The following is a 13246-nucleotide window of genomic DNA, read 5'->3' as shown; positions in this document are numbered from 1 at the left end:
CCTATTTTGTGTGCAATCATTGCATGACAGTAGAATGTACCGTAGATTACCGGATAGCAAGCTTTACTTTATGATACATTCCAATCTAAATAAAGGGTGAGTACATGTTCAAGTTCATACCGTTAGAAAAAAGTAGATTAGAAGGGTTATTGTCTTTATGGGAAAAAGAGATGGGAGTAGATTTTCCGATGCGCCAATCTCTATTCGAACAAAATAGTTTCGATGATGAAAATATATGTAAAAAGAGTTCCTGTTTGGCGATGGATTCGAATGATCAGCTTGTTGGTTTTATCATTGCGAAACGCTGGCAGGAAACAATGGATGTGCCAATGAATCCAAAGACTGGCTGGATTCAAGTATTAGTTGTTGATTCGGATTTTCGTAATCAAGGTATTGGTTCGAGGCTTCTTCAGCATGCGGAGACAACATTACGTGCAGCAGGAGTGGAACAAATATGGCTCGGAAAAGATACGTATCATTATTTTCCAGGTATCCCGATGCAATACGAAGAAACAATGCGGTGGTTTGAAAAGAAAGGGTATCAATATCAAACTACCGAGTATGACCTTATCCGCCATTATCAAGTTGATGAAGGTACAGCACTCCCTACAATTGAGAATGTGTCATTTTCGCTATTAAATGCACAGGAAAAAGATGAACTCTTACATTTTTTAAAACGCTGTTTCCCCGGACGTTGGGAGTATGAAGCGAAGCACTATTTCCAAAAGGGTGGAACTGGTCGGGAATTTGTAATTGCTAAAAAGGCAGGAAAAATAATTGGGTTTTGTCGTATAAATGATGCGAAATCCCCATTCATTGCACAAAATATGTATTGGTCACCGTTATTTACACAATCGATGGGTGGAGCTGGGCCATTAGGGATCGATGCGAATGAACGTGGACATGGGTATGGTTTAGCAATCGTGGAAGCTGGTCTTGCATTTTTACGTCGACGAGGAATCAATACAATTGTAATTGACTGGACGGGACTAGTCGATTTTTATAAAAAATTAGGTTATGATATTTGGAAGAGCTATCGAACTTATATAAAAGAATTTGAAAAGTAATGCTTGTTGTTAGAAATCGCGAATTTATCGCAGATTAACCGGCTTTACAACGCTCACTTTCATCTGTAGTTGTGGCGGTGTACCGGATTAGAAAAAAATGTATGTACTGCCGTGTAATTTTGACGAGAAATGATATAATTTGTACGAATTACTACATACATTGAAAATGAAATGAGTTGATACATATGGCAAACACAACTGGTGGACTTGTGATGTTAAAGGAAATGTTGTCCTCATTACCACCTTCAGAAAAGAAGATTGCCACGTATATTATCAGTCACCCAGACGAGACGCTTTCTTTAACAGCAAATGAACTCGGAAAAAGAAGTGCCACAAGTGGAGCGGCTGTGATTAGGCTATGTAAATCATTAAACTTAAAGGGATTTCCTGAATTGAAGTTGCGCCTTGCGGGAGATTTACAAAAAACAACAGTGGAAGGAATCCATGATATTAAGCCAAATGAGTCAGCTACATCAATTATTAATAAGATGACAAATAATAGCATATTAACCCTCCGTGAAACTATCGAGTTACTAAGTAAGGAACAATTGGAAAAGGCAGTTGACGTATTAATAAATGCAGAGCGGATTCATTTTATTGGTGTCGGTGCCTCGAGTATTATTGCCCAAGATGCGCAACAAAAATTCTTGAGAATTAATAAGACAGCATATGCCTTTGCGGATATACATATGGCAACTACGCTTGTCGCTACTGCGAAGGCAAATGATGTCGTAGTTGGTATTTCCTTTTCTGGGGAGACACCAGAGATTGCTAAGGTTCTTGAAATTGCGAACGAAAAACAAGCGCATACCATTAGCCTTACAAAGTATGGGCAATCCATCGTATCTGATCAAGCAGAAATTAAATTATACACTTCAGCTACAAAAGAACCTACATTTAGAAGCGCTGCGACTTTATCAAGAATGGCCCAATTGCATGTGATTGATATTTTATTTATGTGTGTGGCTTCAGCAAGATACGACGAAACAGTGAAGCATATTGATGAAACAAGAAAAGCGGTTCATTATTTAAAAACGGGAAAGAAATGATAGACTGTTAGAAAGTAGCCTTCAAAGAATCAAGCAAATTTTAGCAGGTATTCATTCACCTATTATAGGAAGCAATTCACCTATATCATAACAAGCAGGTTAACTAGAGCTGTAAGATCCCCGATTTCAAGTATTCAAGGGGATTCAAAAATAAATTCAACAATAATAAACGTGGAGCAACAGCAAAGTAAAAACCGATTCTTTCAACTACAATTAGTAGGGAGAGTATGAGAACCCAACTAATTGTAGTTTCATTTTATAATTTAGTTAGAAAATGGGGCGAAAGATAGTATTTAAACTTCTCAGGTGAGGGAGAGAAATGAATGGAACAATCATTACCGCAAGCAGAAGTCCTTACAAAAAGAAAGAAGCCATGGAAAAAAATCATACTTTATGTCTTGCTCGTGCTTCTTATTTTAGGACTTGGGGCATTCTTTTATGTAAACGCATACGTGAACAAATCTTTACCGCAAATTGAGGGGGAAATTGTGCTACCTCAGTTACAGGATGAAGTCATTGTCATAACAGATGACAAAGGTGTACCACATATAAAGGCGAAAAATAATCACGATTTATACATTGCGCAAGGCTATGTGCAAGCGCAAAATCGACTGTTTCAAATGGATTTATCAAGACGGCAAGCATCGGGAACATTGAGTGAAGTAGTTGGAGAAAAGGCAGTTAACAATGACAAATATTTTCGTGCGCTCGGATTAAGGCGTGCTGCTGAGAAGTCGTATGATATTTATTCAGAAGATGGCATACAAGTGCTAGATTGGTTTGCAGAAGGTGTGAACGCCTATATGAAAGAAGCAATCGAATCGAAGAAACTACCAGTTGAATACACATTACTCGGTGTGAAACCAGAAGAATGGACGACAATCGATTCACTTACAATTGGGAAGTTTATGGCATTTGATCTAGGTGGACACTGGGAAAGACAGGCGTTCAATTATTATTTGCTTGAACAATTTCCTGAGGAAAAGGCATTGGAATTATTCCCTACGTATCCTGAAAATAAACCGACAATTATGACGGATGATGAAATAGATATAGCCGGTTTATTTGACCATGCGGTGATTCCTCATGCATTTAATGGAAGCAATAACTGGGTCGTAAGTGGGGAAAAAACTGCATCTGGTTTACCATTATTAGCAGATGACCCACATCTAGGTTTAGCTACACCATCCATATGGCTACAGATGCATTTGGAAACAGCGGAGATGAATGTTAGTGGGGTTATATTTGCTGGAGTGCCAGGTATTATACTTGGTCATAATGAAAATGTCGCATGGGGTGTAACGAATACAGGGCCTGATGTGCAACAATTATATATGGAAAAACGTAATCCAGATAATCATGAGGAGTTTATGTTTGAAGGGGAATGGGAACGAGCAACAATCCATCATGAGCCAATTAAAGTAAAAGATGGTGCGACAGTAGACTTTCAAGTATTGGAAACGCGTCACGGACCAGTTATTTCTGAATTTGCTGGGGATAGTGGCACAGATACAGTATTGTCTTTACGTTGGACGGCACTTGATGCAACAACAGAGTTAGAGGCAATTCTTGAAATCAACCAGGCAGAAAACTGGGAAGCGTTTGAGAAAGGTTTAGAAAAATTCCTTGTGCCAACACAGAACTTTGTGTTTGCTGACAAGAATGGAACAATCGCATTTAAAGCGAATGGTAGAATTCCAATCTATGAAAATGGTGATGATGCGCTTTTACCATTACCAGGATGGGAAGCGAAATACGAATGGAAAGATTTTATCCCATATGATGAATTACCACGTGTCGTAAATCCAGAGAAAGGTTTTATTGCAACGGCTAATAATAAAGTTGCTGGGGACAATTATCCTTATCATATTTCCAATAATTGGGCACAACCGTATCGGTACGAACGGATTGCAGACGTGCTAGAGTCTCGTCAAGATTTAACAGTTGAAGATATGAAAAACTTACAAATGGATACTACGAACATGCGGGCACAGGAGTTTGTTCCAGCATTTTTAGAAATAATAAAAGATGAAAAACGAGGTGACGATGAAAAAGAGGCATTAGCATTGCTAAAAGATTGGGATTATAGAGATGAAATAAACGATGCGCAACCACTCATTTTCCATCGTTGGTTCGAGGAGATTGACAGCATTTTATATGATGATGCGATACCAGAATCGATGATGAAGTTTTTTAAAGGAAGTGGCCAGTCAACAGATATGCTAATTCGAAAGGCAATGAATGGTGAAAAATCGGTATGGATGGAGGAAAATGGTGGACTGGAAAAGGTGCTGCAAACTTCATTATCCAAGGCGATTACCGAATTAGTTGATGAATATGGTAAAGATATGAAGACATGGCAATGGGGCGATTTTCATCAAGTTCAATTTTATCATCCGCTATCAAGTGTACATCCCGTCCTTGCTTTCTTTTTTAACCGTGAGAAACCAATGCCTGTCGGCGGGAGTGCGGTAACACCGATGGCTGCAGCATATGATAAAGATACCGGTGAAGTCGATCACGGCGCGTCTTGGCGCTTTGTTATTGATATGGATCAAACTGAAGTAGGACACCATATTGTCGGCCCAGGCCAATCAGGACATTTCCGAAGTGAGTGGTACCATGACCAGATGGAAGATTGGGTAGAAGGAAATTATCATGTAACGAGAATAAAAGAACCATCCGGAAAGAAACTTATTTTAACACCGTAAAAAAGGGGGAATGATCCCCCTTTTTTCTATATTGTCGTCCGCCTTTATTTGTGGTACGCTATTCTAGTATTAAATACCTAGTATAATAGTACTAAATATAAAGAGAAGGTGGTATGCTTATGCAGTGCAAAAACTGTGGTAATGAGCAAAATGAAGGGAAGTTTTGTGGTCAATGTGGCGGTCCACTAGAAGAAAATGTACATGTTACTGAAAATACGCCGCAAGAAGAAGTAGCAGCAACTTCTGTTGAATCGCAAGAAGTATTGGTGACATCTTCTACTCAGGCTGGAACAGAAGCTAATGGCAACAATACGAGTAATGAATCAATCGAAAAAGTGAAGGAAACATCTAAAATGTTTGGGCAATATTTTGTTAATTATTTAAAACACCCATCGGAGATATTTTCTAAAAAGGGTCATGAGTTTCAAAATGGAATGATAAGTCTCGTCCTATTATCTGTTATCATGTCCTTGAGTTTTTATTTTATGGTAGACGATATGTCTTGGTCTGGTATCCCATTCTTTTCGACATTTGCAAGTATTTTCGTGTTTGTGGCCATTTCCATGATTCTTGTTATTGCGGTATTATTTGTTGTTAACTTATTTTTTGGTGGACAAGTGACTTTCCGTGAAATGGTCAGTGTTTATGGTGTACATATGGTTCCAGTAATCGTTATAGCATTATTATCTCTTTTACTAATATTATTAAATTCTTATAGTTTCGGTGGCATTTTATTAATGGTTTCACTAGGTTTTATTCTTACAACTGTACCGCTATATTTAATTGCAAGTTTATTAACGAAACAATCAAAATCGCTTGATGCATTTTATGGTTATATTGTGTACATTGTAATGGCCGGTATTGTATTTTTAATTTACTTCAGTATTATTATCGATTCAACTATTGGTAATTTAATAGATGGATATTTTTATTGGTAAGAAATTATAGATAATGAAAACGAAGGACAGAGGAATTGCTGTCCTTTTTCTTGTTGATAATTGGATATTTATAACAGAGGTGGATAAAAATGTTTAAAAGAGTATTATTACTTTTAAGTGTAGTCGGATTGATTGTTGCAGGCATAGGTAACATGCATGTTGTACATGCAGCAAGCCAAACGAAATATGTAACAGCAAGTAAATTGAATGTTCGTACTGGCCCAAGTACAAAATATAAAGTTATAACGACAGTGAAAAAGAACCAATCCATAAAAGTTATACAGAAAAAGGGCGCATGGAGTAAAGTAAAACTAAGTAAAAAGACGGGCTGGGTATCTAGTAAATATTTAACTACGAAGAAACCAAAAAGTACAAAAAAGAAAAAGTCTACAACATCAAAGAAAAATATTGCGGACCAATTAAAAAAGGTAGGGAAAAATAAACAATTAATTCTCGTAACTTCCAAACATTATAATAGCACAACTGCGGATATTCAAACCTTTGAAAAAAACGCAAAGGGAAAATGGGTTCCAGTTATGAAAGTAAAAGGGCATGTTGGAAAAAAAGGATTTGCAAAAAACAAACGGGAAGGTGATGGGAAAACACCGGTAGGTAAATATTCGATTGGAACGGCGTTTGGTCAAAAAGGGAATCCAGGTACAAAATTAGCCTTTCGAAAGATTACAAATGATGATGTATGGGTTGATGATTCAAAATCAAAGTTATACAACACATGGCAATCGAGAAAGAAAACAAAAGGGAAATGGAAGAGCGCTGAAAGTATGAATCATCGCTTGTATAAGTATGGATTTGTTATTAATTATAATACGAAACGTGTTCCTAAAAAAGGAAGTGCAATTTTCTTTCATGTGAGTGATCATTATACAATGGGATGTATTGCGACATCTGAGGCGAATGTGAAGAAAATATTAAAGTGGTTAAATCCTGCTAAAAAACCGGTCATTGTGCAAACGCCTATAGCAGATTTACAAAAATATTAAGTAATGGCCGCGAAGCATATTTGCGGCTTTTTTTTACATCAAACGAATGACCTTATCTCACACAATAAAACCAAACTATCTCGTAACTATCTTTTTAGTAGAGGAGCATATAACTTGCTCCGAAAATACACTGCGCTTTCCGCGGGTGGCTGATGAGCCTCGGGCCAACAGGACGTGACCGCTTTTAGCCGACCTCCCACAGGACAAGGAATGCTTCGGCAACATGACATCGTACGAGGAAAAGACGTTTTATCTTTTTCGAGTCTTCGTGTATTTTCTCCGCTAGTATTTGTATTTTAAATTGTGAAATCTATTGCTCATTAATTAATTAGATATTCGGATTTTACACATTAAAATGCGTACTTTGCATTTATGAGGAGTCAACGGTCCTCCGCTCCAAACAACCGCCGTGATTATGCTAGTCAATCTTTGTAAGTCTTTTAAGAAACATACTTCAAAGGGAAAATACTTGTGTACAATTGATTTGCATGCATTGGTAGGGAATTTACCCTTTATTAAATACTGTCACTTAGCGTAGGCAGAATACGTAGACTCCTGCGGGAACAGCACGAGTCTGAAGACCCCACAGCGGTGGTTTTCCGCGAGGAGGCTGAGGCCGTGCCCGCGGAAAGCGAAGTATTCTGCCGAAGCGATGCAGCGAGCTAATTAAGTTTAAAGGCAAGTTTTCACTACTGAACAGTTTGGGTCCATTGCAAAAGGTATGATAAGCAAATCAAAGATGGTCATTGTGAATATACTGTTATAAACTAGAATAGTTTCATTGATTAAGCGATACGTGTATTGGCTAATATAGAAATAGATCAGAATGGTAAACGGGGTTGGAAAAAATGCGTAAGTTGGGTAAATTCATCATATTAATCGCAATTGTGTGGATATGTTGGTCTGCATATGGAAGTACGTTCCAACAAACAGGTATAACCGGTGTCATGGAAAAAGTACGTACGGATGTACAGGATATAAAGGAAAATCAAACGATAAAAAAAGCGATAGAAACAATAAATCATGACATACAAACTTTGTTTGCTAGATTGATGGATAAACAAAATGAAGGTGAAGAAACGCAATCTCCCGAGCCGGAAAAACCTCCGTTACATGCACCAACAGGAGAGTCGTTTTCAATTCATAATATTGAAATAGGTGAAAAGCGTGTGAATGTGGAAAAGGAAGTTGGAAAACCGAAGCGCTCCTCCCTTAATGAATATGATGTAGATTGGGTAGCATATCATGAAAACTATCATCATTTTATAATGGTCGCTTATGATCAGGCAGAACATGTTGCTGGACTCTATACGAACCAGGACTTACTGACATCTACTTATGATATAAAAATGGGAACAACCAGGGAATCGGTACGTGCTCAATTACAGGATCCATTGACAAGTATTCGGAAAGGATTTATTCATTATCAATTTGAAAAAACGGATGAATTTGATACCTTTTTAATCGATGACCAGTATGTCACTATTTTTTATGATAAACATGAAGCACAAACTGTAACAGCTATACAAATTATTTCTAGTAATCTCGAACAGAAAAAGACCGGATTTTTTGGTGTCCCAAACACGCAACTAAAAGAGGGATTTGAATACCAGTTGTTTGATTTAACAAATGCAGAAAGAGTAAGGCGGGGACTTTCCGCTTTAACTTGGGATGATGCGGTAAGGGATACGGCGCGTCACCATAGTGCAGATATGGCTGAACATCACTATTTTAGTCATACTAATTTAGAAGGACTCTCTCCATTTGATCGCATGGAAAGAGATGGGATTACTTACCGAATTGCAGGGGAAAATCTAGCTACAGGACAATCAAGTAGTATATTTGCACATGAAGGGCTCATGAACTCACTTGGTCACCGTGAAAATATATTAAAAGAAGATTACAAAGTTTTAGCCGTCGGTGTCGCTTTTGACAACGAGTCTATTCCATATTATACGGAAAACTTCGTGACGAAGTAAGCGAATTGCGAACCCTATTCTCGTTAACATACCTTTGCACAATGTGAGACTTTTGTATGATTGTGACACAAAGCAATTTGTAGTAGTGTAGAGATGGTATATTTTCATCCTAAATGCAAACTATAAATGCAATATTAGGGAAAGGGTTGAAATGATGGGAAAAAGGGTGCAATCAATTGTATTTTTTATTTTAAACATCCTTGCTTCGGTTGGTACACTATATATGGTCTTTATTTTACTAGCATTTTCTGCAATGAGTGGTTCAAGTCAAACTAGCAAGGTCTGGTCTCTTTTAGTAATAGGGGCTGTCCCCATACTGATTGAAGCAATAAAATGGATTGGATTTTATTATGTTGTGCACCGACGAAGTTTAGGCTGGGTTATTCCACTATTTATGTATGGGCTGATGGCTATTTGGATAGCGCAGCATTTTGGTATATTCTCTCTGCCTGTTTTACTTGCTGTTTTATATAATTTATTCACTTTATTATATTTGATTTCCAATAAAAGATATTTGGAAGCGTCCCGACATTTAAAGCAAACAGATATGCCAGTTCAAGCTAAACGACAGCGGCTATCACAAAAAATAAAAAATAAGGCAACGTCACATTTGTACGGATTCATGTTTTGCTTTATTGCGATACTGTGTTACACGCTTCAATCACTGTTAAATTTACTGGAATTTCTACCTTCTATATTTGTATTGATACTCATGTCACTCACGGCATATTTTATAATCGATTTGTTTATCGTTGTTTTTTCATGGTATGCACTTTGGCGTGTTTGGCAGGATGCTAAGAGTAAGTGGAAATATTTATACCTTTTTCTCATTGTAAAAAGCCTATACGTACTATTTATACAAATGTCTATTGTCATAAAAGAAAGCCATGTGATGAGTGATGTATTTCGTTATCCTTCTATATGGGTAAATATCGCGACAATCATATGCTTGATAGTTGGTATTACACTGTTATATAAGCAATCCAAAAAGACTGGCTAACACCTCGCGGCTGTGTTATTTGCCAGTCTTCTTTATTTCTACAACTTTCCATTCTTGTCTTTATCATATTAACATATTGTTATGATGACACACGCGGATAAATGTACCTTTATTCACAGAGGTATTTTTTTAATGCCATTATCATAAATATAGATACAATCCCTTTATAGAAGCATAGCTAAAACTTAGAAATTAGGATGATGAGGAAATGGAAGATTATTTGAATGAAAGAAAGGAAGAAATGCTTTCGTTATTAGCGCGTCTCGTAAATATGGATAGTGGGTCGCACGATAAAAATGGCGTAGATCAAGTCGGGAGTATATTGAAATCAATATATGAAAAACTGAATTTTTACGTGGAAGTGGTGGAAGAAGGGGAAGTAGGCAATCACTATATTTTACGACATCAGGATGCGGTTGACCCAGAAATCCTTCTCGTTGCACATTTGGACACAGTTTTTCCTGAAGGTACTGCCAGCGCGAGACCATTTAAAATAAAAGGAAATCGGGCTTACGGTCCGGGTGTCATTGATATGAAGTCAAGTCTTGTTTCATTAATTTTTGCGGTAAAGGCGTTACAAGCGTTTCAAATGTGTGGATATAAAAACATCCAAATTATTTTAAATAGTGATGAGGAAATAGGTTCGCCGACCTCAAAAAATATAATCGAAAAATATGCAGCAAAAAGTAAGTATGCTCTAATTATGGAGCCTGCTCGTAAGGACGGCTCTGTCGTTACTGCTAGATGGGGTGGGGGACGTTATACGATTTATGTAAAAGGGAAGTCAGCCCATTCGGGAATTGAACCTGAGCGGGGGAAAAGTGCCATTGAGGAATTAGGCCATAAGATTGTTAAATTACATGAGCTTTCCAGTCAGGAAAAGGGAATAAATGTGAATGTCGGTTTAATAGAAGGTGGAACAGCCGTTAATACCGTTGCCTCGGAAGCAATAGCACATGTGGATTTACGTATTCGTAATCAAAGTCAAGCGCAGGTTTTAGAGGAAAAGATGAGAGAATTGAGCACTACTCCTGATGTGCTTGGAACAACCATTACATTAGAAGGTGGTATCGAACGACCGCCAATGGAAAAAACGGAGCAAACTGAAAGATTATTACATGTTGTTCAGCAGGTTGGGAATGAGATGGGGTTAAAAATAACGGATACAGCTACAGGTGGTGGATCGGATGCGTCCTTTACAGCTTCAAAGATTCCGACGATTGATGGTCTTGGACCAGTAGGTGGTAATGCGCATAGTGAAAACGAATATTTAGAAATACCGACGCTTGTACAAAGAACATGTTTGTTAGCAAGCGTTATGCAGCGCTTGACAGAAAATGGACTGTAAGGGTATCTCAGCCCTATAGATATTAAATAGGCTGAGATAAAGCCCCTCCGACATATACCCCTGGCTCGATTGTAAACATATAGCAAATCAAATGACGAACGTTTAGTTAGGTAGATGTGCTCGTTTATGGATAAAAGTATTAATTTTTTCAACAGGCAAAGGCTTCGAAAAGTAATAACCTTGGACTTCGTCACATCGCTGGGAGTGTAGAAATTTGACTTGTTCCTTGTTTTCTACTCCTTCTGCAATTACTTTTAAATTTAAATTATGTGCGAGATTTATCATCGCTTGCACAATGACTTGCCCATCTGTATCATGCAACATATCGCGAATAAATGATTGATCGATTTTTAATCGATTTGGCGATAATTTTTTTAAGTAACTGAGGGATGAGTAATGCGTTCCAAAGTCATCTAATGATACTTCCACACCGATGGAATTTAACTTCTCAATATTATTTAAAGTTAATTTAGGATTATTCATCATGACGCTCTCGGTTAATTCAATTTCTAAATATTGACCGGCTATCCCTGTCTGTTTTAACGTTGACTGTATGACATCAAAAAGATCAGGCTGCTGAAACTGAATCATAGAAAGATTGACACTCACCTTGATAGGAAGATACCCCAATTCCTGCCACTGTTTTTGCTGTAAACACGCATGTAATAAGACCCATTTATCAATATTTTGAATAAGCCCAGTTTCTTCTGCTATTGGAATAAAGGTTCCTGGAGAAATCATTCCTTTTTCTGGATGATTCCAGCGTAGTAACGCTTCTAATCCAATCACTTGATTTGTAACAAGGCAAATTTGTGGTTGATAGTATAATTCGAACTCATTATGCGTGATTGCATTACGTATATCACTCGCTAATAAAAGTTTTTCCTTGGCGTGGTGATTATATGCTTTATCATAAAACATAAATGTATTTCTACCATTTCGTTTTGCTTGATACATCGTAGTCTCCACATTTCTGAGTAATGTTTCATCATCTGGGCCATCCTGTGGAAACAACACGATACCAATACTTGCAGTAATATATAGTTCATAGTTATCCAATTGAAAAGGAGCCTCGAATATTTCCATAATCTGATTGGCAATCGGTATACATGCAGATGTATCTTCTATGTTTTGAAATAGTATCGCGAATTCATCCCCACCATAGCGCGTAATGTATGCACTTTCTGGGAGGTGTTTTTGCAGTCGTTTTGTTGTAGCAAGTAACAATTGATCCCCAATGCTGTGGCTAAGGGAGTCATTAATATCTTTAAAATTGTCTAAATCAAGTAGCATAAGAGCAAAATTACGATCCTTACTTTCTTGAATATCATGCTTTACATATTTGAACAATGAATTCCGATTAGGTAATTTCGTTAATTCATCGAAATAAGCTTGAAACATTACTTTTTCTTCCAAGTTCTTTCTATCTGTAATATCACGAAAGATTGAAAGATGATTTTGGATTAGACCATTTTCATCTCGAAGCCCTTGAATGGAAATATCTACTAAAGCATAACTGCCATCCTTCTTTTTATGCCACATTTCTCCTGACCAATTTCCGCTTTCTCGCAAACTAGTCCACATATTTTCAAAAAATTCCTGCCTATATGTATCCGAACGTAAAATATTCGGCTTTTTTCCAATGACTTCCTTCGTTTTGTAGCCGGTCAATGTTGTGAATGCCTCATTTACGTATAACAGGTTATTATTTTTATCTGTAATACTCATCGCTAATGGCATATTATCGATAGCTTGCATGATAAATTCCTTGCTAATGTTTGATGGTAGATTATGAGAAACAGCGTTATTTGAGCCTGCAAATAAAACACCGACGATTTGCTGCCCATTTTGAATAGGTAGCAAAATAATCTGTGTGATGTCATGTGTAAAGGAGAGCTCTTTATTCCATTTGATGGCCTGGTTACATTTTGCAAGAAATATTGGCATGTGTTCTTTTGGTAAAACATCCTCTAATCTATGATGGATAACATGTGTTTCATGAACTTGCATATATTGGAGGAAATGGTCGTTTGCAAATGAAAAAGTAAGAGAATCATGGTTTACATCTAATATAAAAATACCTACTCTTTGATCAGAATTAGTGAAATTCTGTAATGTGATGTTTGATTCTGACATGTTTTTCTTTTCCCCTC

Annotated in this window: 9 protein-coding genes; 8 read left to right on the top strand and 1 reads right to left on the bottom strand. The window is 37.2% G+C overall.

The features are described from left to right. The first annotated feature begins 104 nt into the window (after positions 1–104). The 8 genes from ACFFIS_RS17660 to ACFFIS_RS17625 all read left to right on the top strand — a co-directional run bounded on the left by ACFFIS_RS17660 (position 105) and on the right by ACFFIS_RS17625 (position 11093). A complete protein-coding gene (locus tag ACFFIS_RS17660; protein WP_320379960.1) occupies positions 105–1067 on the top strand; it encodes a GNAT family N-acetyltransferase in 963 nt (320 codons plus the stop codon). Positions 1068–1252: 185 nt separating this feature from the next. Continuing rightward, complete coding sequence (locus tag ACFFIS_RS17655) at positions 1253–2116, top strand: MurR/RpiR family transcriptional regulator (protein ID WP_320379959.1); 864 nt, start codon at positions 1253–1255, stop codon at positions 2114–2116. A gap of 323 nt (positions 2117–2439) precedes the next feature. After that, positions 2440–4827, top strand: coding sequence for a penicillin acylase family protein (locus tag ACFFIS_RS17650; protein ID WP_390188571.1), 2388 nt, complete (start codon positions 2440–2442; stop codon positions 4825–4827). 119 nt (positions 4828–4946) lie between these two features. Then, positions 4947–5765: a DUF6574 domain-containing protein gene (locus ACFFIS_RS17645; RefSeq protein WP_390188569.1), complete on the top strand. Its 819-nt coding sequence runs from the start codon at positions 4947–4949 to the stop codon at positions 5763–5765. Between the two features lie 89 nt (positions 5766–5854). Further along, complete coding sequence (locus tag ACFFIS_RS17640) at positions 5855–6766, top strand: SH3 domain-containing protein (RefSeq protein ID WP_320379956.1); 912 nt, start codon at positions 5855–5857, stop codon at positions 6764–6766. A gap of 848 nt (positions 6767–7614) precedes the next feature. Further along, positions 7615–8745 carry a CAP domain-containing protein gene (locus tag ACFFIS_RS17635; protein WP_390188567.1) on the top strand — a complete coding sequence of 377 codons (1131 nt, stop codon included), beginning with the start codon at positions 7615–7617 and terminating at the stop codon, positions 8743–8745. Positions 8746–8899: 154 nt separating this feature from the next. After that, complete coding sequence (locus ACFFIS_RS17630) at positions 8900–9745, top strand: hypothetical protein (RefSeq protein ID WP_390188566.1); 846 nt, start codon at positions 8900–8902, stop codon at positions 9743–9745. 208 nt (positions 9746–9953) lie between these two features. Next, positions 9954–11093 carry a M20 family metallopeptidase gene (locus ACFFIS_RS17625; protein WP_390188565.1) on the top strand — a complete coding sequence of 380 codons (1140 nt, stop codon included), beginning with the start codon at positions 9954–9956 and terminating at the stop codon, positions 11091–11093. Positions 11094–11195: 102 nt separating this feature from the next. On the opposite strand, the gene ACFFIS_RS17620 is transcribed toward ACFFIS_RS17625, so the two are convergent. Continuing rightward, positions 11196–13229, bottom strand: coding sequence for a sensor domain-containing protein (locus ACFFIS_RS17620; protein WP_390188563.1), 2034 nt, complete (start codon positions 13227–13229; stop codon positions 11196–11198). Between the last annotated feature and the right edge of the window lie 17 nt (positions 13230–13246).

The organism is Paracerasibacillus soli, from assembly GCF_042432965.1.
GTDB classification, from domain to species: Bacteria; Bacillota; Bacilli; order Bacillales; family Amphibacillaceae; genus Paracerasibacillus; species Paracerasibacillus soli.
The sequence above is the reverse complement of the archived record's forward strand: the minus strand, read 5'-3'. Positions and strand labels throughout refer to the sequence as shown.

Excerpts from the sequence above, each read along its gene's own strand:
- ACFFIS_RS17650 (WP_390188571.1), top strand. The coding sequence starts at position 2,440 with ATGGAACAATCATTACCGCAAGCAGAAGTCCTTACAAAAAGAAAGAAG.
- ACFFIS_RS17620 (WP_390188563.1), bottom strand. The coding sequence starts at position 13,229 with ATGTCAGAATCAAACATCACATTACAGAATTTCACTAATTCTGATCAA.
- ACFFIS_RS17645 (WP_390188569.1), top strand. The coding sequence starts at position 4,947 with ATGCAGTGCAAAAACTGTGGTAATGAGCAAAATGAAGGGAAGTTTTGT.
- ACFFIS_RS17640 (WP_320379956.1), top strand. The coding sequence starts at position 5,855 with ATGTTTAAAAGAGTATTATTACTTTTAAGTGTAGTCGGATTGATTGTT.
- ACFFIS_RS17625 (WP_390188565.1), top strand. The coding sequence starts at position 9,954 with ATGGAAGATTATTTGAATGAAAGAAAGGAAGAAATGCTTTCGTTATTA.
- ACFFIS_RS17660 (WP_320379960.1), top strand. The coding sequence starts at position 105 with ATGTTCAAGTTCATACCGTTAGAAAAAAGTAGATTAGAAGGGTTATTG.
- ACFFIS_RS17630 (WP_390188566.1), top strand. The coding sequence starts at position 8,900 with ATGGGAAAAAGGGTGCAATCAATTGTATTTTTTATTTTAAACATCCTT.
- ACFFIS_RS17635 (WP_390188567.1), top strand. The coding sequence starts at position 7,615 with ATGCGTAAGTTGGGTAAATTCATCATATTAATCGCAATTGTGTGGATA.
- ACFFIS_RS17655 (WP_320379959.1), top strand. The coding sequence starts at position 1,253 with ATGGCAAACACAACTGGTGGACTTGTGATGTTAAAGGAAATGTTGTCC.